Source organism: Faunimonas pinastri (assembly GCF_900110915.1).
Classification (GTDB): Bacteria; Pseudomonadota; Alphaproteobacteria; order Rhizobiales; family Afifellaceae; genus Faunimonas; species Faunimonas pinastri.
In genome coordinates, this window is sequence record NZ_FOFG01000001.1 from 590,618 (window position 1) to 615,323 (window position 24,706).

At 65.9% G+C, this 24,706-nt stretch carries 22 protein-coding genes; 14 read left to right on the forward strand and 8 right to left on the reverse strand.

The features are described from left to right. Positions 1–6: 6 nt before the first annotated feature. Positions 7–438: a bleomycin resistance protein gene (locus BMY25_RS02760; RefSeq protein WP_092495019.1), complete on the reverse strand. Its 432-nt coding sequence runs from the start codon at positions 436–438 to the stop codon at positions 7–9. Between the two features lie 48 nt (positions 439–486). Continuing rightward, positions 487–1,689 carry a pyridoxal phosphate-dependent aminotransferase gene (locus BMY25_RS02765; RefSeq protein WP_092495020.1) on the reverse strand — a complete coding sequence of 401 codons (1,203 nt, stop codon included), beginning with the start codon at positions 1,687–1,689 and terminating at the stop codon, positions 487–489. Positions 1,690–2,041: 352 nt separating this feature from the next. Here BMY25_RS02765 and BMY25_RS20675 point away from each other — a divergent pair, with 352 nt between their 5' ends. Continuing rightward, the gene (locus BMY25_RS20675) at positions 2,042–2,188 is read left to right on the forward strand and encodes a hypothetical protein (protein ID WP_177176665.1); all 147 of its coding nucleotides are present in this window, start codon (positions 2,042–2,044) and stop codon (positions 2,186–2,188) included. Between the two features lie 36 nt (positions 2,189–2,224). Then, positions 2,225–2,842 carry a glutathione S-transferase family protein gene (locus tag BMY25_RS02770; RefSeq protein WP_092495021.1) on the forward strand — a complete coding sequence of 206 codons (618 nt, stop codon included), beginning with the start codon at positions 2,225–2,227 and terminating at the stop codon, positions 2,840–2,842. A gap of 18 nt (positions 2,843–2,860) precedes the next feature. On the opposite strand, the gene greA is transcribed toward BMY25_RS02770, so the two are convergent. Next, a complete protein-coding gene (gene greA, locus BMY25_RS02775; RefSeq protein WP_092495022.1) occupies positions 2,861–3,340 on the reverse strand; it encodes a transcription elongation factor GreA in 480 nt (159 codons plus the stop codon). An 86-nt stretch (positions 3,341–3,426) separates the two neighbouring features. Continuing rightward, entirely contained in the window at positions 3,427–6,678 is a 3,252-nt protein-coding gene (gene carB, locus BMY25_RS02780; RefSeq protein WP_092495023.1) for a carbamoyl-phosphate synthase large subunit, read from the reverse strand. A gap of 177 nt (positions 6,679–6,855) precedes the next feature. Between carB and BMY25_RS02785 the strand changes: the two genes are divergently transcribed. Both BMY25_RS02785 and BMY25_RS02790 read left to right on the forward strand, forming a co-directional pair. Then, positions 6,856–7,404, forward strand: coding sequence for an O-acetyl-ADP-ribose deacetylase (locus BMY25_RS02785; RefSeq protein ID WP_092495024.1), 549 nt, complete (start codon positions 6,856–6,858; stop codon positions 7,402–7,404). A gap of 51 nt (positions 7,405–7,455) precedes the next feature. Then, a complete protein-coding gene (locus BMY25_RS02790) occupies positions 7,456–7,770 on the forward strand; it encodes a ferritin family protein (RefSeq protein WP_092495025.1) in 315 nt (104 codons plus the stop codon). 3 nt (positions 7,771–7,773) lie between these two features. Here the strand turns inward: BMY25_RS02790 and BMY25_RS02795 are convergent, their stop codons facing one another. Together BMY25_RS02795 and BMY25_RS02800 are read right to left on the reverse strand one after the other, a co-directional pair. Further along, positions 7,774–8,640, reverse strand: a complete 867-nt coding sequence (locus BMY25_RS02795; RefSeq protein ID WP_092495026.1) for a dienelactone hydrolase family protein — start codon at positions 8,638–8,640, stop codon at positions 7,774–7,776. A gap of 72 nt (positions 8,641–8,712) precedes the next feature. Further along, on the reverse strand, positions 8,713–9,156 hold the full coding sequence (locus BMY25_RS02800; protein ID WP_092495027.1) for a winged helix-turn-helix transcriptional regulator: 444 nt from the start codon (positions 9,154–9,156) through the stop codon (positions 8,713–8,715). Between the two features lie 98 nt (positions 9,157–9,254). On the opposite strand from BMY25_RS02800, the gene BMY25_RS02805 reads away from it, so the two are divergent. After that, positions 9,255–10,373 carry an NADH:flavin oxidoreductase gene (locus BMY25_RS02805; RefSeq protein ID WP_092495028.1) on the forward strand — a complete coding sequence of 373 codons (1,119 nt, stop codon included), beginning with the start codon at positions 9,255–9,257 and terminating at the stop codon, positions 10,371–10,373. Between the two features lie 103 nt (positions 10,374–10,476). On the opposite strand, the gene BMY25_RS02810 is transcribed toward BMY25_RS02805, so the two are convergent. Then, positions 10,477–10,869, reverse strand: coding sequence for a VOC family protein (locus tag BMY25_RS02810; protein WP_092495029.1), 393 nt, complete (start codon positions 10,867–10,869; stop codon positions 10,477–10,479). 70 nt (positions 10,870–10,939) lie between these two features. Beyond that, positions 10,940–14,419, reverse strand: coding sequence for a pyruvate carboxylase (pyc, locus tag BMY25_RS02815; RefSeq protein ID WP_092495030.1), 3,480 nt, complete (start codon positions 14,417–14,419; stop codon positions 10,940–10,942). 200 nt (positions 14,420–14,619) lie between these two features. Between pyc and BMY25_RS02820 the strand changes: the two genes are divergently transcribed. The 9 genes from BMY25_RS02820 to BMY25_RS02860 all read left to right on the forward strand — a co-directional run bounded on the left by BMY25_RS02820 (position 14,620) and on the right by BMY25_RS02860 (position 24,693). Further along, positions 14,620–16,215 carry an efflux RND transporter periplasmic adaptor subunit gene (locus tag BMY25_RS02820; RefSeq protein ID WP_092495031.1) on the forward strand — a complete coding sequence of 532 codons (1,596 nt, stop codon included), beginning with the start codon at positions 14,620–14,622 and terminating at the stop codon, positions 16,213–16,215. Positions 16,216–16,223: 8 nt separating this feature from the next. After that, on the forward strand, positions 16,224–18,170 hold the full coding sequence (locus tag BMY25_RS02825; protein WP_092495032.1) for a MacB family efflux pump subunit: 1,947 nt from the start codon (positions 16,224–16,226) through the stop codon (positions 18,168–18,170). Positions 18,171–18,189: 19 nt separating this feature from the next. Then, on the forward strand, positions 18,190–19,755 hold the full coding sequence (locus BMY25_RS02830) for an efflux transporter outer membrane subunit (RefSeq protein ID WP_143061860.1): 1,566 nt from the start codon (positions 18,190–18,192) through the stop codon (positions 19,753–19,755). A 242-nt stretch (positions 19,756–19,997) separates the two neighbouring features. After that, positions 19,998–20,612: a helix-turn-helix domain-containing protein gene (locus BMY25_RS02835; RefSeq protein WP_238858117.1), complete on the forward strand. Its 615-nt coding sequence runs from the start codon at positions 19,998–20,000 to the stop codon at positions 20,610–20,612. 37 nt (positions 20,613–20,649) lie between these two features. Then, positions 20,650–21,423 carry an ABC transporter ATP-binding protein gene (locus tag BMY25_RS02840; RefSeq protein ID WP_092495035.1) on the forward strand — a complete coding sequence of 258 codons (774 nt, stop codon included), beginning with the start codon at positions 20,650–20,652 and terminating at the stop codon, positions 21,421–21,423. 115 nt (positions 21,424–21,538) lie between these two features. Further along, a complete protein-coding gene (locus BMY25_RS02845) occupies positions 21,539–22,306 on the forward strand; it encodes a transporter substrate-binding domain-containing protein (protein ID WP_092495036.1) in 768 nt (255 codons plus the stop codon). Between the two features lie 3 nt (positions 22,307–22,309). Beyond that, positions 22,310–22,999 (forward strand): ABC transporter permease, encoded by a 690-nt coding sequence (locus BMY25_RS02850; RefSeq protein ID WP_092495037.1) that lies wholly within the window; start codon positions 22,310–22,312, stop codon positions 22,997–22,999. Then, complete coding sequence (locus BMY25_RS02855; RefSeq protein ID WP_092495038.1) at positions 22,996–23,685, forward strand: ABC transporter permease; 690 nt, start codon at positions 22,996–22,998, stop codon at positions 23,683–23,685. The genes BMY25_RS02850 and BMY25_RS02855 overlap by 4 nt, the downstream gene beginning before the upstream one ends. A 51-nt stretch (positions 23,686–23,736) precedes the next feature. Beyond that, positions 23,737–24,693: an arginase family protein gene (locus BMY25_RS02860; protein WP_092495039.1), complete on the forward strand. Its 957-nt coding sequence runs from the start codon at positions 23,737–23,739 to the stop codon at positions 24,691–24,693. The last annotated feature ends 13 nt before the right edge of the window (positions 24,694–24,706 follow it).

The window sequence follows — 24,706 nt, forward strand, 5'->3', positions numbered from 1 at the left end:
ACCGGATCAGCCGGTCGCCCGGCGGCCCAGATCCTCATAGAAGCGGAGCAGATAACCGTCGGGATCCTGGACGATGAACTGGCGATTCCCGAGCACCTCGGCTTCGGCGCGGTACCAGCGCTCCTCGATCGAGAGGAAGGGTGTAATGCCGGCCTCCAGCACATGCTGATAGAGCGCGTCCACGTCGCCGATCTGGATCTGCAGATTGATGCCCCGGCCAAAGGGGCGTTGAAGCGGGCCGGTCAACCACACCCGCGTGAGACCGGGCTCTTCCAGCATCAGTTCGGCCCCCTCGCGTTCGAGATAGGCGAACCGTTCTTCCGGTCGGCAATAGCGAACGCGGAAGCCCAGGAGCTCCGTGTAGAACCGGAGACTTTCGTCCAGGCTGGAGCAGAGGAGTTCCGGCACGAGCCTGGGCCGGCGCGGATCACCCGTCATGAAGATCAGGGGAGAGGCCGCCGCCCGTGGTGGGCGACGGCCTGTCTATCAGCGAAGCGCGTTGCAGAAGCGCTGGATGCGGCTGCAGGCGTCTTCCAGGAGCTCGTTGGAGGTCGCGTAGGACACCCGGAAATTGGGGCCGAGGCCGAAGGACGAGCCGTGCACCACGCCCACGCCTTCGGTCTGCAGGAGCTCCATCACGAAGTCCTCGTCGGTCTCGATGACCTTGCCGGAGGGCGCGGTCTTGCCCATCAGCGCGGCGCAGGACGGGTAGACGTAGAACGCACCCTCGGGCGTCGGGCAGCTGAGTCCATTCGCCTGGTTCAGCATGCCGACAACGAGGTCGCGGCGCTCCTGAAAGACCTTGCGGCTCATCGGGATATAGTCCTGCGGACCGGTGAGCGCCTCGACCGAAGCCCACTGCGCGATGCTGCAGGCACCCGACGTCTGCTGGCCCTGGATCATCACCATGGCCTTGATCAGCTCGGTCGGGCCGCCGGCATAGCCGATGCGCCAGCCGGTCATGGCATAGGCCTTGGACACGCCGTTCATGGTCAGCGTCCGGCTCTGCAGCTCCGGCTCGACCTGCGCGATCGTCGCGAAGCTCTCGTCGGTGTAGAGCAGGTGCTCGTAGATGTCGTCGGTGAGGATCCAGACATTCGGGTGGCGCAGCAGCACGTCCGCGATGGCGCGGAGCTCGGCATGCGTATAGGCGGCGCCCGAGGGGTTGGACGGCGAGTTGAAGATGAGCCACTTCGTCTTGTCCGTCAGCGCGGCTTCCAGCGCGTCGGGCGTCAGCTTGAAGCCGGTCTCGATGCGGCCCTCGACGAACTTGGCGACGCCACCGTTCAGCGCGACCATTTCCGGATAGCTGACCCAGTAAGGCGCGGGAATGAGCACCTCGTCGCCGGGGTTCAGCGTCGCCGTGAAGGCGTTGTAGAGGATGTGCTTGCCGCCGGTGCCGACGATGATCTGGTCGGGCGTGTAGGTCAGGCCGTTTTCGCGGCTGAACTTGTCGACGATCGCCTTGCGGAGCTCCGGAATGCCGGGGACGGGCGTGTACTTCGTCTCGCCGCGCTTGATCGCTGCGATCGCGGCTTCCTTGATATTCTCGGGCGTATCGAAATCCGGCTCGCCGGCGGACAGGCTGATCACGTCCATCCCCGTCGCTTTCAGCTCGCGCGCTTTCTGCGTCATGGCGAGAGTTGCGGAGGGCTTTACGCGGGACAGGCTGGCGGCAAGAAAGCTCATGATTTACTCCGGGATTTCCGGTTCGGACGAACGCGGCGGACCCTATGCGCGACGGCTCTCCGGCGCAAGCGACAGGGTGCCTGAATAGCGTTCGCGAGGAAAAAAGACGCTGAACCGGAATCCGCCTGTCCCGATCAGCAGGAGGCGTGCCGCTGCTCTCGGCCGTGTCCCCGTCCTCCGCAGTGAATCGGCCAGGCGTCCCGGCCGGCCGGATATCTCGGACAGGCCGTGGTCACGCCTCCGTCCTCGCCACGCGCTGTTTGGGTGGATCGGGGCGTGATGGTGCCGACCCGGGACCGTGCTTCCGGCGGCGGATGGCCGAAGCGCCGCCTTCCCATCCTACGGAGAAATCATGCCGGCGCACATCCGGGTGCTGCCGCTGTTCGTCGAGCCGGGGGCGAAAATGCCGTACCCGGCACTCGTCTTGGCCGGGATTGCGATGCCAGTGCTTGACCTGCGCCGCATCCCCGCACGCGCGAGCAGTGGACAGCAGCGGTGATGTATCCTACTCGGGAAAGGACAGGAGAGCTGCCCAATGTTGACCGTCTATTCGCACCAGGACTCCGGCAACTGCTACAAGCCGAGGCTGCTCCTTGCATATCTCGGCCGCCCGTTCCGCCTTGAGGATGTCTCCTCGCTCGACGGATCGACGCGCAAGCCGGAATACCTCAGGCTCAATCCGAACGGACAGGTGCCGCTTCTCGTGCTGGAGGACGGGCGGACGCTGGCGGAATCGAACGCCATGCTGCTGCATCTCGCCGAAGGGACACGGTTCTTGCCTGAGGATGCCTATGACCGCGCGAAGGTCTACGAATGGCTGTTCTTCGAGCAATACGACCACGAACCCGCGATCGCGGTGAGGCGCGCGCTGACGGTCTACCCGGAGCGTCGGGCGCTGGCCACGCCGGATCGCATGGCCTCGCTACTGGAGGCCGGCAACAAGGCTCTAGCGGTGATGGAAACGCGTCTGGCGAAAGCGGACTGGCTCGCCGGCTTCGCATTCTCGGTCGCCGATATCGCGCTTTACGCCTACACGCACATGGCGGAACGCGGCGGCTACGACCTCAGCCGGTTTCCCGGCGTCACGGCGTGGCTGGAACGGGTGGCCCGGCAGCCGGGCCACATCCCGATCGAATGGCGTCCCTCGACCTGAGCCGAAGGCCGGGCGGCCTCAGAGGCCGCCGAAGGAGATGTTCAGGATCTCGTAGGAGCGCGAGCCGCCGGGGGCGGTGACCTCGACGGAATCGCCGACGCTCTTGCCGATCAGCGCGCGGGCGATCGGCGAGGAGATGGAGATTCGGCCTTCCTTCACGTCCGCTTCCACGTCGCCGACGATGCGGTAGATCTTTTCTTCGTCGGTATCCTCGTCCACCAGTGTGACCTTGGCGCCGAACTTCACGGTATCCCCGGAAAGCTTGGAAACGTCGATCACTTCGGCGCGGGACAGCGTGTCCTCGAGCTCAAGGATGCGGCCCTCATTGTGGCTCTGCTGCTCCTTGGCGGCGTGATACTCGGCATTTTCGGACAGATCGCCATGGGCGCGGGCTTCCGCGATCGCCTGGATGATACGCGGACGTTCTTCGGACGAACGGCGCTTCAATTCGGCTTCGAGTGCGGCCTGTCCGCTGGCCGTCATCGGCACCTTTTCCATTCTACTTCACCTCCCAGCCTGCCGGGTTCCGGCAGGCGCATCAACGCGAAACGCGTTCCAGGCCGAAGCGCTGGAACGCAGCAATGTCAGGCGACTGCGAAGTAGGATTGCAGCGGCCGGACTTCAAGCTGGCCACCCAGAAGTGCCTCGATCCCGAGGGCAGCAGCGCTGGCACCCGCCAAGGTCGTATAATACGGCGTCTTGTGCAGGAGAGCAGCGCGACGAAGCGAGCGGCTGTCGGCAAGGGCCTGTGCGCCTTCGGTGGTATTGAAGACGACCTGAACCTCGCCGTTCTTGATAGCATCGACGATATGCGGCCGACCTTCAAGGACCTTGTTGATCTGCTCGCAGGGGATGCCGCGTTCGGAGAGATAAAGCTGCGTGCCACGGCTGGCGACGATGCGGAAGCCGAGCTCCGACAGGCGGCGCATGGATTCCACGATCCGCGGCTTGTCGGCGTCGCGCATGGAGACGTAGATCGTGCCGGAGGTCGGTAGAACCACGCCGGCGCCGAGCTGGCTCTTGGCGAACGCCACGGGGAAGGCGCGGTCGAGGCCCATCACCTCGCCGGTGGAGCGCATCTCCGGGCCAAGCACCGTGTCGACGCCGGGGAAGCGGGCAAAGGGGAAGACGGCTTCCTTGACCGCGACATGGCTGATCTCGCGCTTGGTGAGCCCGAAGCTCGCCAGGCTCTCGCCGGCCATGATGCGAGCCGCGATCTTCGCGACCGGGGTGCCGATCGTCTTGGCGACGAAAGGCACGGTACGCGAGGCGCGCGGATTGACTTCCAGCACGTAGATGTCGCCGTCCTTCACCGCGAACTGCACGTTCATCAGGCCGACGACGTGCAGGCCCATGGCCAGCGACCGGGTCTGCCGCTCCAGCTCCGCGATGATCTCCGGGTCCAGCGAATGCGGGGGCAGAGAGCAGGCGCTGTCGCCGGAATGGATGCCGGCTTCCTCGATATGCTCCATGATGCCGCAGACGAAGACGTCCGTGCCGTCGCAAAGCGCGTCGACGTCCACCTCGATGGCATCGGAAAGGTACGAATCGATCAGCACCGGCGACGTGCCGGACACCACGACGGCCTCCGTCATGTAGCGTTCCAGCTGCGTCGGATCGCGCACGATCTCCATGGCTCGGCCGCCCAGCACGTAGGAGGGGCGGATCACCACGGGATAGCCGATCTCCGCCGTGATCTTCCGCGCTTCCTCTGTGGAGCGGGCGATGCCGTTGCGCGGCTGGCGCAGGCCGAGTTCGTCGAGAACGGTCTTGAAGCGGTCGCGGTCCTCGGCAAGGTCGATGGCATCGGGCGAGGTGCCGAGGATCGGCACGTTGGCGTCCTGCAGCCCCTTGGCGAGCTTCAGCGGGGTCTGCCCGCCGAACTGCACGATAACGCCGTGCAGCGTGCCCCTGGACTGCTCGACGCGGATGATCTCCAGCACGTCCTCGATGGTCAGCGGCTCGAAATAAAGCCGGTCTGAGGTATCGTAGTCCGTGGAGACGGTTTCCGGATTGCAGTTGACCATGATGGATTCATAGTCGGCGTCGTCCAGCGCGAAGGCCGCGTGGCAGCAGCAATAGTCGAACTCGATGCCCTGGCCGATGCGGTTCGGCCCGCCGCCCAGGATCATCACCTTCCTGCGGTCGGAGGGACGGGCCTCGTCCGCCGGCTCGCCGGAGAAGGGCGCCTCGTAGGTGGAGTACATGTAGGGCGTGGGCGCCGCGAACTCGGCGGCGCAGGTGTCGACCCGCTTGAAGACGGGATGGACGTCCAGCCGGTCGCGAAGGGCGCGAACCTCGCCCTCCGTCGTGCCGCTGAGCTTCGCCAGCCGCGCATCGGAGAAGCCGAGGCTCTTCAGCTGGCGCAGCACCTTGGGCGACTGCGGCAGGCCGTGGTCCTTCACCCGCTGCTCGTAGGAGACGATCTTCTGCAATTCGCGAAGGAACCACAGGTCGATGTGGCAGATCTCGTAGATCTGTTCGGGGCTCATGCCGACGCGAAGCGCCTGCGCCACCTTGAGGAGCCGGTCGGGACGCGGCACGGCGATCGCCGCGCGGATGGCGTTGAGGTCGTCGCCGACACCGAGGCCCTCGATCTCCACGTCGTCGAGGCCGGTCAGGCCGGTTTCCAGGCCACGGAGAGCCTTCTGCAGCGATTCGGCAAAGGTCCGGCCCATGGCCATGACCTCCCCGACGGACTTCATCGACGTGGTCAGCACCGAATCGGCGCCCGGGAATTTCTCGAAGGCGAAGCGCGGGATCTTGGTGACGACATAGTCGATGGTCGGCTCGAAGGCCGCCGGCGTCGCGCCGCCCGTGATGTCGTTTTCCAGCTCGTCCAGCGTGTAGCCGACGGCCAGCAAGGCCGCGACCTTGGCGATGGGGAAGCCCGTCGCCTTGGAGGCCAGCGCGGAGGAGCGGGACACGCGCGGGTTCATCTCGATGACGATCATGCGGCCGTCCACCGGGTTGATCGCGAACTGCACGTTCGATCCGCCGGTCTCCACGCCGATCTCACGCAGCACCGCGATCGAGGCGTCGCGCATGATCTGGTATTCCTTGTCCGTCAGCGTCAGCGCCGGCGCGACGGTGATGGAATCGCCGGTATGCACGCCCATCGGATCGAGGTTTTCGATGGAACAGATGATGATGCAGTTGTCGTCGCGATCGCGGACCACCTCCATCTCGTATTCCTTCCAGCCGAGGACGCTTTCCTCGATCAGGATCTCGTTGGTCGGCGAGGCATCGATGCCGCGCTCGCAGATCTCCAGGAATTCCTCGCGGTTATAGGCGATGCCGCCGCCGGTGCCGCCCATGGTGAAGGAGGGGCGGATGATGTTGGGCAGGCCGATCTCGTCCAGCGCCGCCATCGCCTCCGACAGCGTGTGGGCCACTGCCGAACGCGGCGTGGAAAGCCCGATTTCCGTCATGGCGTCGCGGAAGAGGCTGCGATCCTCCGCCTTATCGATCGCCGCCGCCTTGGCGCCGATCATCTCGACGCCGTACTTTTCAAGGACGCCCATCTTGTTGAGCGACAGGGCGCAGTTCAACGCGGTCTGGCCGCCCATCGTCGGCAGCAGCGCATCGGGGCGCTCCTTCTCGATGATGCGGGCCACGACTTCCGGCGTGATCGGCTCGATATAGGTGGCGTCGGCCATGTCCGGATCGGTCATGATCGTCGCCGGATTGGAGTTCACCAGGATGATCCGGTAGCCCTCGGCCCTGAGGGCCTTGCAAGCCTGGGTTCCTGAATAATCGAACTCGCAAGCCTGTCCGATGATGATCGGACCCGCGCCGATGATGAGGATGGAGGAGATATCGGTGCGTTTCGGCATTGACCCGCGCATGGTTAGACCCTGCAGAGAATTCTCGCAGGCGCAGGGTCGGAGTTCAGACGGAGAATTTGCGGGCTTATAGATGAAAAATCCGCAAGACGAAAGCCGGGTAAGAAGCAGGAACGTGGATGGCCCACAGCGTGTGCCCTAAATCCCGGTTTTGCGGGAGGTGCATGCATGAAGGCGAGGATCGGAAAAACGGACCTGCGGGTCGTCACGGCCGACATCACGACGCTGGCCGTCGATGCCATCGTGAACGCCGCGAATGAAAGCCTGCTGGGCGGCGGCGGCGTGGATGGCGCCATTCACCGGGCGGCGGGGCGGGAACTCCTGGCGGAATGCCGCACGCTCGGCGGCTGCCCAACCGGCGAGGCGAAGATCACCGGCGGCTACCGGTTGCCGGCAAAACACGTGATCCACACGGTTGGCCCGGTCTGGCATGGCGGCGACCGCGGCGAGCCGGCGCTGCTGGCCTCCGCCTACCGGCGCTCGCTTGAGGTGGGGCGCGACAACGGCGTCAGGACCATCGCATTTCCCGCGATTTCCACCGGCGTCTACAGCTTTCCGGCCGGTCGCGCGGCGAAGATCGCCGTCGGAACCGTGGTCGATTTCGTGGAAGCAGACCCCGACGCCTACGACGAGATCGTCTTTTGCTGCTTCTCCGAAGCCTCGGCCGAGGAGCACGGTCGGGCGCTGGAGGCCGTTGAGACGAAACGCCCGTCGTGATCGCCGCCGCATCGCGCTAGGCTCTTCTCCGCAGCAACAGAAGGCATCATCATGGGCTTCGACCAGTATCACGAACCGGCCGGCGATCTTTCCAAGGAAACCCGGACGCTTGCCCGCATGCTCGCCTCGCTGGGCGAGGAGGCCGAGGCGATCAACTGGTACACGCAGCGCATCTCGGTGGAGACCGACAAGGAAGCGCGGGCCATCATGCAGAACGCCCGCACCGAGGAGTTCAAGCATTTCGGCATGGATCTGGAGTTCCTGATCCGCAAGATGCCGCAATGGGGCGAGATCCTGAAGGGCATCCTCTTCAAGGACGGCGACATCGTCGAGCACGGCGAGGACGCGGAAGAGGCGGCGGACTGACCGCTATTTGAGAGACTTCGCCAGGAAGTCCGGCACGCGGTCGAGCGCGTCGGCGCGAGCCTGCGGGTCCTCGCCGACGATCGGCGTATCGCCGTTGCGGGTGCGGATGCGGGTGAGCTTCCGCACCGGGCGGCCGGGCCAGTCGAAATCGTGGTAGGCGCCGGGATACATATGGAACCGCACCGGCGAGCCGCGTGACGCCGCGCCCTCCGCGAAGCTCCGGCAGACGGGGGCCGGCGTCCAGACATCCTTCTCGCCCTGCAGGATGAGGGTCGGCACGGATGTCTTCCACGGCGGAGTGAAGGCGCTGTCACGGCAGGACCCGGGGTAGAAGGCGACCGCGGCACCGAAATCCGGCCCGGGCAATCGAGCGGGTCGATCCGGGCCGCCCGCGTCCAGCGCGTTCAACACCGAGCCGCCGCCCTGCGACCAGCCGATCAGGCCGACGCGATCCGCCTGGACGAAGGACTGCGCCTGCAACCAGGCGAGCGCGCCATAAGCGTCGCCCGGCCGGGCATGGTAGACCGCCTTGTCGAAGGTCTTGCTCGAACACATGGCCCGGAGCCCGCGCGGCGTGAAGCTGTCGACCATCAGCACGACGTAGCCCTGCGCGGTCAGCCGCTTCGCCCAGCTGGCGGAACGCCGTTCGATTCGCCCGGACTTGGTGAAAAGCCCGCCGCAGCCATGCATGAAAACGAGCGCCGGGTGTGGGCCATTGCCGTCGGGCTGGAAAAGGTAGCCGTCGAGCTGGGCGTCGGTCGGTGCCGACGGGGCGGACGAGCGGAATTGAACCTTCTCCTGCGCGTCGGCGGCTCCGGCAAGAAGCGGCAGGACAAGGGCGATGACCAGAGACTTCAGGGAAAAGCGCATGGCGACTCCGGTGTCTTCGTTGCGAGAATCAGGCTGCACCTGAACCCATTCATGAGCGGTGGCAGGGAAAACCTAAATCTCGGCAGAAGCAGGACCCGATCCGCTTGCGACTGGAGAAAGCGACACGGCACCGGTCTTCAGCGACCCTTCGCCGTTGCGGTGATCGAAGGCCTGCCGCGCCCGTTCAACCTCCGGCAGCTTATCGAGCGTCCATCCGTAGAGCGCCTTGAAGGGCTCGTGCAGGGTGCGACCGAGCGGCGTGATCTCATATTCCACCGCAACGGGCGAGGTCGCCAGGACGCGACGCAGGATCAAGCCGTTGCGCTCCAGTCGCCTCAGGCACTGCGTCAGGGCCTTCTGTGTCACTCCGCCGAGCTGGCGCTTCACGGCATTGAAGCGAAGCGGGCCCTGATTGAGCACGGTCAGCACCATCATCGACCACTTGTCCGCGATCTGGTCGAAGAGAAGACGGCTGGGACAATCGGCAGAGAAGTGCTGGGGATTGCAATCCGCCATGTTGGTATCCCTGAATATACCTGGGCGACTTAAGGTGCCTGATTGACTGTAGGTTTCTCCAGTATACCTAGACGAGGCAAATCGCAACGGAGTTTCGAATGTCCTCCCACGACGCCAGCGTGCTGTTTCGCCCTTTTCGCATCAAGTCGCTCGAACTGAAGAACCGCATCGTCATGGCCCCCATGACGCGCACCTTCGCGCCTGAAGGCGTGCCCGGCCAAGCCAATGCCGCCTATTATCGCCGTCGCGCGGAAGGTGAGGTCGGCCTGATCCTCTCGGAAGGCACGGTGATCGACCGCCCGGCCTCGCGCAACGAGCCGGGCATTCCGTTCTTTCACGGCGATGCCGCGCTTGCCGGCTGGAAGCAGGTGATCGACGCTGTCCACGATGCCGGCGGTCGGATGGGACCCCAGATCTGGCACACGGGTTCCACCCGCGGCCTGTCCGGCTGGGAGCCTGCCGTGCCCGTGGAAAGCCCCTCCGGCCTGGTGGCGCCCGGCACCCCGCGCGGCGAGACGATGACCGACGAAGCGATCGCCGATACCGTGGCCGCCTTCGCCCGCGCTGCCGCCGACGCGAAGAGGCTCGGCTTCGACACGATCGAGCTTCATGGCGCCCATGGCTACCTGATCGACCAGTTCTTCTGGTCCGGCACCAATGAGCGCGCGGACCGTTACGGCGGCGCGACGATCAGGGAGCGCTCGCGCCTCGCCGGGGAGATCGTGGCGGCGGTCCGGGCCGCGGTGGGAGCGGATTTCCCGATCATCCTCCGCCTCAGCCAGTGGAAGCAGCAGGACTTTACTGCCCGCCTTGCCGAGACGCCCGACCGGATGGCCGACTGGCTGCAGCCGCTCGTGGATGCAGGGGTCGACGTTCTGCATTGTTCGCAGCGGCGCTTCTGGATACCGGAATTTCCAGAAATCGACGGCGAGAACGGGCTGAACTTCGCCGGCTGGGCGAAGAAGCTGACGGGCGCCGCGACGATCAGCGTCGGTTCGGTGGGCCTCTCGGGCGACTTCACGGCCGCGTTCGGTGGCGAGGGATCGACCAATGTCGGCATCGAGCGGCTCATCGAGCGGATGGAGCGGGACGAGTTCGACCTCATTGCCGTTGGCCGCGCGCTGATCAGCGATGCAGACTGGGCCGCCAAGATCAAGAATGGCGAGCATGCGAGCCTGAAGGGCTTCGATGCCGCCGCCCTGGCCGAACTCGTTTGAGAAACGTGACCGGGGGCGCCTGTCGCTCCCGGTCCAACGGCACGGACGCGGCACTCCGAGCGCCACCGCCGTCACGCCCTATTCGGCGTAGACGACCCGCAGGTCAGAGTTCGGCAGGCTCTATCAAATCCCATCGATTGCCGTAGAGGTCCTCAAAGACAGCGACTGTGCCATATGGCTCCGAGCGCGGCTGCTCGACAAATCGAACGCCTCGCTCGACGAACGTCGCATGGTCTCGAGCAAAATCGTCCGTCTCTAGAAAGAGAAAGACTCTCCCAGCGCTCTGTTGACCGATCGCCGAGCGCTGGACATCCCCGATCGCCCGCGCGAGTAGCAGACCGGCAGCGCCATCTGACGGGCCAACCACAACCCAGCGCTTCTCAGCCGTCAGCTTCGTATCCTCGCGAAGTTCGAACCCGAGCTTATCGACGTAGAATGTAATCGCCTCGTCATATTCCCGGACGAGGAGGGCAGTCAGGGTTAGCTTTTGAGGCACGGGTCGTCTTCAGCTCTCCAAGGATACGTATTGCGCGGGGGCGCAGGTCTGCGCCCCCGCGTCTGGGAACCTACTCCGCGTAGACCACCAGCAAATCCTTCGCGTCGATCTGGTCGCCGGGCTTCACCGCCACCTCCGAGATGACACCGTCGCGGTCGGCGTGGATCGCGGTTTCCATCTTCATGGCCTCGATCGAGATCAGCACGTCGCCTGACGTGACGGACTGGCCGGCCTTGACCGCTACCGTTGAGACCACGCCGGGCAGGGGAGCCGCGATCTGCGAGGAATTGCCGGGCTCGGCCTTGCGCCGGGCGGTCGAGTTGCCGGCGCGGTTGCGGTCCGGCACGCGGATGGTGCGGGGCTGGCCGTTCAGCTCGAAGAAGACGCGCACCTGGCCTTCGTTGTCCACGTCCGACATGGCGATGAACTGCACGACGAGGCTCTTGCCGCGCTCCAGCTCCACCGTGATCTCGTCGCCTTCCTTCAGCCCGTAGAAATAGGCCGGGGTCGGCAGCACCTCGGTCGGCCCGTAGGTTTCGGAAGCTGCGACGAAGTCGCCGTAGACCTTGGGATACATCAGGTACGAGGCGAGCGCGCGGTCGTCGGCGACCTTGCCGAGGAGCTTGGAGACATCGTCGCGCTTGGCGTCGAGATCCGCCGGGGGGATCAGCGCGCCCGGCCGCACCTCGATCGGCTCGGCGCCTTTCAGCACCTTGCGCTGCAGCGCTTCCGGCCAGCCGCCCGGGGGCTGGCCGAGTTCGCCCTTCATCATCTGCACGACGGAATCGGGGAAGGCGATCTCGCGGGCGGGATCGGTGACGTCGGCCACGGTGAGGTCCTGGCTCACCATCATCAGCGCCATGTCCCCGACCACCTTTGAGGAGGGCGTCACCTTGACGATGTCGCCGAACATCCGGTTCGCCTCGGCATAGGTGCGGGCGACCGCGTGCCAGCGGCTTTCCAGCCCCAGCGAGCGCGCCTGCTCCTTGAGGTTGGTGAACTGGCCGCCCGGCATTTCGTGGAGATAGACCTCGGATGCGCCGGCGCGGAGGTCGCTCTCGAAGGCCGCGTACTGGAAGCGCACGGCCTCCCAGTAAAGCGCGATCTTGCGGATGGCCTCGGAGTTCAGGCCCGTCGCACGGTCGGTATCCTCCAGCGCTTCCACGATCGAACCGAGGCAGGGCTGCGAGGTCAGGCCGGACAGCGCGTCCATCGCGGCGTCCACGGCATCGACGCCCGCGTCCACGGCGGCGAGCACCGTCGCGGCGGAGATGCCGGAAGTGTCGTGCGTGTGGAAATGGATCGGCAGGTCCGTGGATTCGCGCAGCGCCCTGAAGAGGACGCGAGCGGCCGCCGGCTTCAGGAGGCCCGCCATGTCCTTGATGGCGATGATGTGCGTGCCGGCCGCTTCCAGTTCGCGGGCGAGACTGACGTAATAGTTGAGGTTGTACTTGGCGCGGTCGGGATCGAGGATGTCGCCGGTGTAGCAGATGGCGGCTTCGCAGAGCTTGCCCTCTTCCAGCACGGCGTCCATCGACACCCGCATGTTCTCCACCCAGTTCAGGCAGTCGAAGACGCGGAAGAGGTCGATGCCGGCACTGGCCGCCTGCTTGACGAAGAAGCGGACGACATTGTCGGGATAATTGGTGTAGCCGACCCCGTTGGAGCCGCGCAGCAGCATCTGCAGAAGCAGGTTCGGCACACGCTCGCGAATGCCGGCCAGCCGCTCCCACGGATCTTCGGTGAGGAAGCGCATGGCGACGTCGAAGGTCGCGCCGCCCCAGCATTCCAGCGACAGGAGGCCGGGCAGGGCGGTCGCATAGGCATCGGCGATGGCGACGATGTCATGCGTGCGCATGCGGGTGGCGAGCAGCGACTGGTGCGCGTCGCGCATCGTCGTGTCGGTGATGAGAACGCGATTTTCGCCGCGCATCCAGCGGGCGAAGGCCTCGGGGCCCTGCCGGTCCAGGATCTGCTTGGTGCCGTCCGGCTTGGCGTCGCCGAAAAGGGGCGGGACCGGGGCCGGAACGTCGCGCGGAGGGGGTGGGCGGTTGCGCGTCTCCGGGTGGCCGTTGACGGACACGTCCGCCACATAGGTCAGGAGCTTGGTCGCGCGGTCGCGCCGCTTCACCGTGTCGAAGAGCTCCGGCGTCGTGTCGATGAAGCGCGTCGTGTAGCTGTTGTCCTGGAATGACGGGTGGTTGATCACGTTTTCCAGGAAGGTAAGGTTGGTCGCCACGCCGCGGATGCGGAATTCACGCAGCGCCCGCTCCATGCGGAAGATAGCCTCCTCGGATGAAGGCGCCCAGGCGGTCAGCTTTTCCAGCAGCGGATCGTAGAAGCGGGTGATCACCGCGCCGGAGTAAGCCGTGCCGCCATCGAGGCGGATGCCGAAGCCGGTGGCGCCGCGATAGGCTGTGATGCGACCGTAATCCGGGATGAAGTTCTGCTCCGGATCTTCCGTGGTGATCCGGCATTGCAGCGCGTGGCCGTTGAGGCGGATGCCCTCCTGCGGGGGAACGCCGGAAGGCGGCGTGCCGATCGCCTCGCCCTCGGCGATGTGGATCTGCGCCTTGACGATGTCGATGCCGGTGACCTCCTCGGTCACGGTATGCTCGACCTGGACGCGCGGATTGACCTCGATGAAGAAGAAGCGGCCCGTGTCGGAATCCATCAGGAACTCGACCGTGCCGGCGCCGTAATAGTCGGCGGCATCGGCGAGCTTCAGCGCGTAGCCGCAGATTTCCTGCCGGCGCGCATCGTCGAGATACGGCGCGGGCGCCCGCTCCACCACCTTCTGGTGGCGGCGCTGAACCGTGCAGTCGCGCTCGAACAGGTGGACGCGATTGCCGTGCTGGTCGCCCAGCACCTGCACCTCGATGTGGCGGGCGCGCTCGACCAGCTTCTCGATATAGACCTCGTCCTTGCCGAAGGCCGCCTTGGCCTCGCGCTTGGCTTCCGTCACTTCCGAGATCAGGGCCTTCTCGTCGCGGATGACGCGCATGCCGCGACCGCCGCCGCCCCAGGAGGCCTTCAGCATCACGGGGTAGCCGATCTCGGCCGCAAGCTTCGCCCACGTCTGCGGATCGTCGGGAAGAGGATCGGTCGCGGGCATGACGGGCACGCCGTTCGCCACCGCGAGATCGCGCGCCGCCACCTTGTTGCCGAGCCGGCGCATCGTGTCAGGGCTCGGGCCGATGAAGGTGACGCCAGCCGCCGCGCAAGCCTCGGCGAATTCCGGGCTCTCGGAGAGGAAACCGTAGCCGGGATGGATCGCGTCCGCGCCGGAGCGCTTCGCCACGCGCAGGATCTCGTCGATGGAGAGATAGGCCTCGATCGGTCCCATCTGGTGTTCCAGATGTGGGCCCTTGCCGATGAGGTAGGCCTCGTCCGCCTTGAAGCGGTGCAGCGCCAGCTTGTCTTCCTCGGTGTAGACCGCGACCGTCTTCATTCCGAGCTCGTTGGCCGCCCGGAAAACCCGGATCGCGATTTCGGACCTGTTCGCTACAAGTATTTTCCGGATCTTCGGCAAGACGGCCCACTCCCCCATTTCAGCCGCAATCTACTTGTCCCTATGTTGCGACGCAACGGGACTGAAAGCAGACCGAAAGGATGGGGTGGGAAACAATGCCGCCGCCGTCCGGCAGCTTACGGAATTGTTAAGTGGCGGGGGTTGGGCGGCATGCTAAGTGCTGGCCCGGATTGCGGATTCCCCTTTATCCGCCGACAAGCAGGACAGACGACAGCCCGATGGCCGATGCCGCCGCCGACACACGCGCAACGACCGAGCCGAACCGCGCCGCTTCATCCGCCGCGCCGGCCCCGGGAAAGGCCCAGCTAACGGCCCCGGTAAAGGCGCGGCCGCAGGCGGGAGCTCCCAAGCGCCGCCGCAGGTCCGGGCGGAAGTGGTTCCTGTTCCTGCTGGTGCTGATCGCGCTGGGAGGAGTGGCCGCCTGGTATCGCTACGCGCCAAGGCAATCGGAAGAGCAGAGCTTCATCACCGCGCCGGTCCGCACCGGCGATGTGGAGAATTCCGTCAGCGCGCTCGGCAGCCTGCAGCCGGTGAACTACGTCGATGTGGGCGCGCAGGTTTCCGGTCAGCTCAAGGTGCTGCATGTCGCCATCGGCGACCACGTCAAGCAGGGCGACCTGATCGCGGAGATCGATCCGGCTCTCTATCTGAACCAGATCGAGGGCGACAGGGCGGATATCGCCAATCTCCAGGCGCAGCTTGCCGACAAACAAGCGCAGCTTGTCCTGACGCAGCAGCAGGCGGAGCGGCAACGCGGCCTCGCAAAGATCAAGGCGACGAGCGAGGAGAACCTCCAGACCGCGGAGGCCGCGTTGCAATCGGCGCAGGCAAACGTCGATTCACTCAAGGCGCAGATCGAGAAGGCGCAGGCGACCCTCAAGGGCGTACAGGTCAATCTCGGCTACACCAAGATCTACGCGCCGATCACCGGCACGGTGGTGTCCCAGTCGGCCAATCAGGGCCAGACGCTGAACGCCAACCAGTCCGCGCCCACTATCGTCCGGGTGTCCGATCTCTCGACCATGACGGTGCAGGCGCAGGTGTCGGAGGCCGACGTCAGCAAGCTCCATGTCGGCATGGACGCCTATTTCACAACGCTGGGCCGGCCGGAAAAGCGCTATTACGGCAAGCTCCGCCAGATCCAGCCGACGCCGGAAGAGACCAACAACGTCATCCTCTATTACGCGCTCTTCGATGTGCCGAACCCGGCCGGCCAACTGATGACGCAGATGAGCGCGGAGGTGTTCTTCGTGGTGGAAGCCGCCAGGAACGTGCCGCTGGTGCCGGTCGCCGCCTTGCAGCCTGCCGGCCGTGGCGAGGGTGGTCGGGATCGCGGAACGGGCGAGCATCGCCACGACGGCGGGGGCAATGGCGACGGCCAGCATCGCCGGCGCGACGCGGGGGGCAATGCGCCGGCAGGCCAGAACCAGGCAGGCCAGAACCAGGTAGGCCAGAACCCAGCGGGCCAGGGCCAGGCCGGGCAAGGTCAGCCGGCGGCTCCGGCGCAAAGCGGCGGTCCCGGTTCTATCGGCGACAGCGCTCCGGCAGGTGCGGCGCCGGCGCAGGGCGCGGCTGCGCAGCCCGAGGACAATTCCGGCAAGCCGAAGCGCTACCGCGTTCGCGTGCTGACGTCCTCCGGCAGCGTCGAGGATCGCAATGTTGAGATCGGCGCGATGGATCGGGTCGACGCGCAGGCCTTGAGCGGCCTTTCCGTCGGCGATCAGGTCATCACCGGCAGCCGCCAGCCCAAGCCGGCCACCGCGGCAACGGGCAACCAGCGGCGCGGGCCGGGCGGTCCGCCGCCGATGCTGTGAGCCCCGGCATGGATGCGGAACTGGCGCAGCCGGTCATCGACCTCGCGGATATCCGCAAGACCTATCGCAACGGCGAGCTTGCGGTGGAGGTGCTGCACGGCATCGGGCTGAAGATCTATCCCGGTGAGTTTGTCTCCATCATGGGCGCGTCCGGCTCCGGCAAGTCGACGCTGATGAACATCCTCGGCTGCCTCGACCGGCCGACGGAAGGGCACTACCTCTTCGACGGCGTGGACGTTTCCACGCTGGACGACGATTCGCTGGCGGAGCTTCGCCGCCGCGCCTTCGGCTTCATCTTCCAGAGCTACAATCTCATCCCGACCGCCTCGGCCGCCGAGAACGTCGAGGTGCCCGCGATCTATGCCGGCATGCGGGCCGAGGAGCGGCGCGAGCGGGCGGAGGAACTCCTCACCTCGCTGCGGCTGGAAGACCGGATGGACCACCGGCCGAACCAGCTATCCGGCGGCCAGCAGCAGCGCGTCTCCATCGCCCGCGCGCTGATGAATGGTGGCCGCGTGATCCTCGCCGACGAACCGACAGGCGCGCTGGACAGCCAGAGCGGCGCGGAGGTCATGGCGCTCCTGAAGCGCATGAGCGAGGCGGGGCACACGGTCGTCGTCATCACCCATGCCCGCGAAGTGGCCGAGCAGACGCATCGGCAGATCGAGATCCGCGACGGCAGGATCGTGGCCGATAGCGGCTCCACTCATGAGGGCCGACCGGTGATGGCCGGGCCGGAAGTGGGAGCGGCAGGGCGTGGCGCGCCCGTGGCGGATGTCGCCGAAGCCGTCAAGATGGCGCTGCGGGCGCTCCGGGCCAATCTCTTCCGCACGATCCTGACGCTCCTCGGTATCGTCATCGGCGTGAGCTCGGTGGTGGCCATGCTGGCCATCGGCAATGGCGCGAAGCAGTCCGTCGTGGACCGGATCGGCGCGATGGGCAGCAACCTGATCCTCGTTCGCCCCAGCCGGCCGAACGCGCGTGGCGTCGATATCGCGACACTGGTGCCCGAGGATGCCGAGGCGATCGACAAGTTGCCGAACGTCGCCTCCGCCGTCCCGGAGCTGCAGGGCAGCGTGACGCTTCGCTATGGCAATCTCGACTACACGACGACCGCCGACGGCACGCTTGAGGGCTTCCCCTCCGCGCGAAAATGGCCGGTGGAGCGCGGAACGTTCATCAACGCGGACGACGGTCGGAACTACACGCCCGTCATCGTGCTCGGCCAGACCATCGTGACGACGCTGTTCCCCGACGGCACGGATCCGATGGGCAAGTACATCCTCGTCAACAAGATCCCCTTCCAGGTGGTCGGCGTCATGAGCGCCAAGGGCGCGACGCCCTTCGGCCAGGACCAGGACGACGTGGTCTTCCTGCCGCTCTCGACCGGCTCGCTGCGGATCTTCGGCAAGCGCTATCTCCGCTCCATCACCGTCGAGGTGAACGACGTCGGCCAGATCGATCAGACGCAGGACGAGATCCAGACGCTGCTGAACGAGCGGCATCACACCGACGACGTGATGATCCGCAACATGTCGTCGCTCCTGGAAACCGTGTCTGCGACGCAGAACACCCTGACGATCCTTCTCGGCTCCGTCGCCGCCATCTCGCTGCTCGTCGGCGGCATCGGCGTCATGAACATCATGCTTGTCAGCGTCACCGAGCGAACGCGCGAGATCGGCGTGCGCAAGGCGACGGGCGCGCGAACGCGTGACATCCTGCGGCAGTTCATAACCGAGGCGCTGGTGGTCTCCGCGATGGGGGGCGCCATCGGCGTGCTGCTCGGCATGGGTATCGCCGCCACGCTGCAACGCTTCGGCACGGCGATCCAGTTTTCGCCGGGGCCGATCCTGCTCGCGTTCGGTTGCGCCTTCGCAACGGGGCTGATCTTCGGCTACATGCCTGCGAGGAAGGCCGCGAGACTCGATCCGGCCGTGGCGCTTTCCGCCGAATGATTTCGGGACCCTGTTGCTGATGATGCGGACGTTTGAACATTCCCGGGGGCGGACGGCGCGGCGCGGCAGGACGGCGCGTTCGCTGGCGCTGCTTGGCTGCTCGATCCTGGCGCTGTCTGCCTGTCAGGTCGGCCCGAATTTCCAGCGGCCGGTCGGCCCCGCCACCAGCCGCTACACGCCCGGCGCCTTGCCGAAGCAAACGGCTTCCGCCGCGATCCCCGGCGGCGAGGCGCAGACGTTTCGCACCGGCGCCGACATTCCCGGCGAGTGGTGGCGGCTCTTCCACAACAAGGAACTGAACGGCCTCGTGGCCGAAGCGCTTAGGGCCAACCCCGACGTCGCCGCCGCGCAGGCAGCCCTTCGACAGGCGCAGGAGACAGTGCTGGCGGACAGGGGCGCGCTCTTCCCCACGCTCAGTGGCAGCGCCTCGGCCCAGCGGTCGCGATCCGGCAACAGCTCGGGCGAGGGAAAGAACTCCGTCTACAGCCTCTACGGCACGTCGCTCGACGTCTCCTACAATCCCGACGTGTTCGGCGGTACGCGCCGGCAGGTCGAGGCGGCTTCGGCCGAGGCCGACTACCAGCGCTTCCAGATCGAGGCGACGAACCTGACGCTGAGCGCCAATGTGGTGACGGCGGCGATCAACGAGGCGTCGCTGCGCGCGCAGATCGCGGCGACGCAGGACATCATCAAGCTGGAGCAGCAGCAGCTCGATCTCCTGCGCCAGCAGCTGACCCTCGGCAGCGTCGCGGAATCCGACGTGCTGACCCAGCAGGCGACGCTGACCCAGACGCAGGCGAGCCTGCCCAATCTGCAGAAGCAGCTGGCGCAGCAACGCAACCAGCTTGCCGTCTATCTCGGTCGCATGCCCGCGGACATCGGCAGCGAGAGCTTCCAGCTTTCCGCGCTGCGACTGCCGAAGGACCTGCCGGTCAGCCTGCCGTCCAACCTGATCCGGCAGCGGCCGGACGTGCTGGCCTCCGAGGCGCAGCTGCACCAGGCCTCCGCCAATATCGGCGTGCAGACCGCCAACCTCTTCCCGCAGTTCACGCTGACGGGAAATGTCGGATCGTCCGTGCTGGACATCGGCAAGCTCTTCAACCCGGCCAGCATCGCGGCAAGCGCGGCGGCCGGCGTCAGCCAGACGATCTTCGATGCCGGCACGCGCGTCCACAACAAGCGGGCGGCGGAGGCGGCCTACGACCAGTCGCTCGCGCAATATCGCTCGGTGGTTCTTTCCGCCTTCCAGGACGTGGCCGATGCGCTCCACGCGCTGCAGTTCGACGCGCAGACGCTGAAGGCGGATCTGGCGGCCGAGCAGGCGGCGACGCGGAGCTTCGCACTGGCGCGAGAACAGTTTCGTGCCGGTGCCATCGACTATTCCTCGCTGCTCGATGCGCAGCGCACCTACCAGCAGTCGCACATCACGCTGGTCGGCGCGCAGGCGACGCGCTTCGCCGACACGGCCGCGCTCTTCCAGGCGCTCGGCGGCGGCTGGTGGAACCGGGTTCCCGCCGCACCGGCCGCGACCTTCACCACCACCACGACGACCACGACGACGGTTCGGAGCGACCGCGCCGGATAACCTTCTGCGGCGCCTGCCGCTCCGGGCCAGGTTGCTTCCCAGTTACCCGGAATCGTAATCGGTCCTTCTTTCCGCGCGCCAGAAAGCGCGGATGAGAATTTCCTGCGCAAGCTTCTGCCCGTCGAGTAGGCATTTTGGTTGCTGAATGAGCAACCCGGAAGTTTCTGCAATCCTTCGCTAAAAGATGTTTGCACTGAATTTACGGCTCATGCAGGTTGCCTGACAGTCAACTGAGTGACGTCATGGCAAAGCCTGAACCAGACATGATCGATGCGGAAGAGGAGGTTATCCAGGAGGAAACCTCTTCGCCGAACGGTTTCAATGTCGGCGCCCGGCTCCGTGCGTTCCGGACGCAGAAGGGCATGTCGATCGATGTCGCCGCCAACCGAACCGGCGTCAGCAAGTCGTTCCTCAGCCGCTTCGAGCGCGATCTGGTGCAGGCCTCCATCGCCACGCTGCTGCGCTATTGCGAGGTGCTCGACGTGAAGCCCGGCGCGATCTTCGATCCGCCGCCCAGCAAGCTGGTCCGCGCCGGCGAGGGTGCCCCGATCAATCTCGGCGGCGTCGGCATGGAAGAGCGCATCATCGGCGGCGTCGGCAACGAGCACATGATGGCGCTGCGCTCCACCATCGCGCCGGGCGGCGGGTCCGGCGTTGAGCCCTATGCGCTGAAGGCGGCGCTGGATCTCGTCCATGTGGTCCGTGGCGAGCTGGAGATCACCATTGGCGGCGAGGAATTCCGCCTTTCCGCCGGTGACACGCTGAGCTTCGACCCTTCCATCCCGCATACGTGGCGCAACCCGTCCAGAACGAAAACCTGCGACACGCTGTGGATGATCGTGCCGCCTCCCGCCTGATCCTCAGCCCGCAATCCCCCGACGATCCGAGCTTCCCATGCAGAAACTCCATGTCAGCGACATCCATAAGCGCTTCGGCTCCGTCGAGGTTCTGAAGGGCATCTCCCTCGACGCCGCTGCCGGCGACGTCATCAGCATCATCGGGTCGTCAGGGTCGGGCAAGAGCACGTTCCTGCGCTGCATCAACATGCTGGAACGGCCGAATTCCGGTTCCATCGCGGTGAACGGCGAGGCGCTGGAGCTGACGGCGGACCGGCGCGACGGCACGCTGCGGGCGAAGAACGCCGCCCAGCTGCAGCGGATGCGGGCGCGGCTTTCCATGGTGTTCCAGAATTTCTGCCTCTGGTCGCACATGAGCGTGCTCGACAATGTCGTGGAGGCGCCGGTCAGCGTGCTGCGCGTCCCGCGCAAGGAGGCGGTGGAGCGGGCGAAGGCGAACCTGGGGAAGGTCGGGCTGAACCTCGATGTCTGCGATCGCTATCCGTCCCAGCTTTCCGGCGGCCAGCAGCAGCGGGTGGCGATCGCCCGCGCGCTTTCCATGGAGCCGGACGTGATGCTCTTCGACGAGCCGACCTCGGCGCTCGATCCCGAACTCGTCGGCGAGGTGCTCCGCGTGATGCAGGCGCTGGCGGAGGAGGGGCGCACCATGGTGGTGGTGACGCACGAAATGGCTTTCGCCCGTCATCTCTCCTCCAAGGTGATGCTTCTCCATGCCGGCCGGGTCGAGGAGGAGGGCGCGCCCGCCGAGCTCTTCGACAATCCGCGAAGCGCGCGGCTCCAGCAGTTCCTGTCGGGGCGTCTCCAGTCCTGATCCCTGTCGCCCCGATAAAGTCGCCCTGGGTCGACGGCCCCGGCGGATCCCCGAATTCGGCCCTTTCCGGGCAAGCCGAATGAATGCCTGTCTTCAACCTTTCAGCGAGATCTCAATGGCACGACTTCATACGATTCTTCTCGGCAGCCTGCTGGCCGTGGGCTCCTTCTCCGCGGCGCAGGCGGCCGGCCAGGTCAAGATCGCGACCGATGCGACTTTCCCGCCCTTCGAATCCGTGGATTCCAGCGGCAAGCTCGTCGGCTACGACGTCGAGCTGATGAATGCGGTCTGCAAGGCGGCCGAGCTGAACTGCAACGTCATCGCCGCCGCCTGGGAGGGCATGATCCCGGGCCTCACCTCCGGCAAGTATGACGCGCTGATCTCGCAGCTCACCGTGACGCCTGCCCGCCGCAAGGTCATGGCGTTCAGCGACATCTACGAGACACCCGTGTTCCGTTTCGTCGCGAAGAAGGACGCCAAGCTCGACATCTCCCCGGACGGTCTCGCCGGCAAGGTGATCGCCGTGCAGACCGGCACGCCCATGGACGCCTACGTCACCAAGACGTACCCCAAGGCGACGATCAAGCGCTATGACGGCGGCAGCGCGCCCTATCTGGAGCTTTCCGCCGGCCGTGCGGACCTGCACATGAGCTACGAGGCGCAGATCACGCACAGCTTCCTGAACAAGGAAGACGGCAAGGACTTCGAGCTGGTCGGCCCGCGCCTTACCGGCAAGGACGCGCCGGAATTCGGCGAAGGCGTCGCCATCGCGGTCAACAAGCGCTCCACCGATCTCCTCGCCAAGATCAATGCCGGCCTCGCCAAGATCAAGGCGGACGGCCAGCTCGACGCGCTGAACGCCAAATATCTCGGCGAGCAGTAATCCATGCCGGGCGGCTATGTCGGATCGATCCTGGCGGCAGGGGGTGTCACCCTGTCGCTGGCCTTCGTCTCGCTCCTGCTAGCCGTCCTGATCGGCATGGCGGGTGCTTTCGCCAAGCTCTCGTCGTCTCGGCCGCTGCGGATGACCGCCACCGTTTATACCTCGTTCATCCGCGGCATCCCGGACCTTGTGATGATGCTTCTCGTCTTCTATTCCGTGCCCGCGCTCCTGAACCAGTGGGTGCAGGGCATGGGTTGGGACATGACAATCGAGTTCAGCCCCTTCGGCGCGGGCGCGGCGACGCTGGCGCTGATCTTCGGCGCCTACATGACGGAAACTTTTCGCGGCGCGCTGATGAACATCCCGAAGGGGCAGCTGGAGGCCGCGCAGGCCTATGGGCTCGCCCGGCCGCGGATCTTCTGGCGCATTCTCCTGCCGCAGATGATGCGGCTGGCCCTGCCGGGCTTTACCAACAACTGGCTCGTCATGACCAAGGCGACCGCGCTCGTGTCGCTGCTCGGCGTGCAGGACGTCATGTTCCGGGCGCGGGGCGCGGCGGAAGCGACGGGAAAGCCCTTCTCCTTCTACATCCTCGCCGGCGGCTTCTATCTCGCCATCACGGCGGTTTCCCTCTTCGTCCTGTCGCGCGTGGCGCGGCGCTATGAGGCGGGCGTCAAGGAGCTGGCGCGATGAGCTGGGACGTCATCGCCGACAATCTCGGCTTCTTTGCGCAGGGAGCACGGCTGACGCTGCTCCTCACCGTGGTTTCGCTGGTGATCGCCTTCTTCCTCTCCATGGCGCTGGCGCTCGGGCGGAACTCGCACCATCCGGTGCTCAGAAATGCCATCGCCGCCTACACTCTCGTATTTCGCGGCACGCCGCTCCTCGTCCAGCTCTTCCTGATCTATTACGGCCTCGCGCAGTTCGGCCTGGTCCGGCACAGCGTTCTCTGGCCCTGGCTTTCCAGCCCGCTGGTCTGCACGCTGATCACCTTCGTGCTGAATACCTCGGCCTATACGACGGAGATCTTCGCCGGCTCCTTGCGTCACTTGCCGCCGGGCGAGATCGAAGCCGCGCGCGCCTACGGGCTTTCGCCCTTCACGCGAGCGCGGAAGATCCTGCTGCCCGCGATGCTCACGCGCTCGCTGACGCTTTACGGCAACGAAACCGTCATGATGCTGCACGCGACTTCGCTCGCCAGCACGGTGACGCTGCTGGAAGTGACCGGCGTCGCCCGCAACATCACCCTGAATTTCTACATCATGTTCGAGCCCTATGTGACGGCGGCCGCCATCTACCTCGTCATGACTTTTGTTCTCGTGATGCTGTTCCAGTTCGCCCAGGCCCGCTGGGCCGGCTACCTGCAGGCGCGTCTCTGACCGTTTGCGATCCCAAGAGACGCGAACCCCTCCAGGAAAAATTCGGAAGCCATGAACACGAAGCCCGATCTCGGCGCCCTTTTCGGTGCGGCCAACCAGAACTCCACCTTTCTCGGTCTCGATGCCTGCATCGATCTCGACGCGCTGGAGGCTCCGATCGCGCTGATCGGCGCGCCCTGCGCCACGCCCTACAAGGCCGTCGGCGCCTATTGCCGCAACGCGCCTGACGCCTTGCGGCAAGCCACGCAGTCGTTGACCGCCAACGTGGAGCGCCATGATTTCGACAGCGGCGGCCCGGTCTTTCCCGAGCCGCGCCTGCGCGCCGTGGATTGCGGCAATCTGCCGTTCGACGAGGCAGATGGGGCGGGCAACCGCGCCATCATCCGCAATGCCGTTTCGCGGATCGTCCGCCGGAACGCCGTGCCGATCGTCATGGGTGGCGACGATTCCATCCCGATCCCGATGATCGAGGCGCTGGGCGAGACCGGGCGCACCTACACGATCCTGCAGATCGATGCCCATATCGACTGGCGCGAGACGCATATGAACGAGCGGATGGGTCTTTCCTCCACCATGCGGCGCGCGTCGGAGATGCCGCATGTGGAGCGCATCATCCAGGTCGGCGCGCGCGGCATCGGCTCGGCCGCGACGCAGGACTATCTCGACGCGGTGGAATGGGGCGTTTCCTTCGTCACCGCCTACGACCTTCACAAGAAGGGCGTGGATCCGGTGCTGGAACTGATCCCGGACGGCAGCGAGATCGTCATCTGCATCGACGCCGATGCGCTGGACTCCACGATGGTGCCGGGCGTCATCGCGCGCGGGCCGGGCGGGCTCACTTATTACCAGGCGGTGGACCTCATCCGGGGCGCCGCCGCGCGTGGCCGGATCGCGGCGATGGACTTCGTCGAGTTCATGCCCGAGCGCGACGTGGACGGCATCGGCGCGCTGAACTTCGCCCGCCTGATCACCACCGCGATGGGCATCATCGCCCGCCAGAAGGCCTGACCGGCTCACCCAG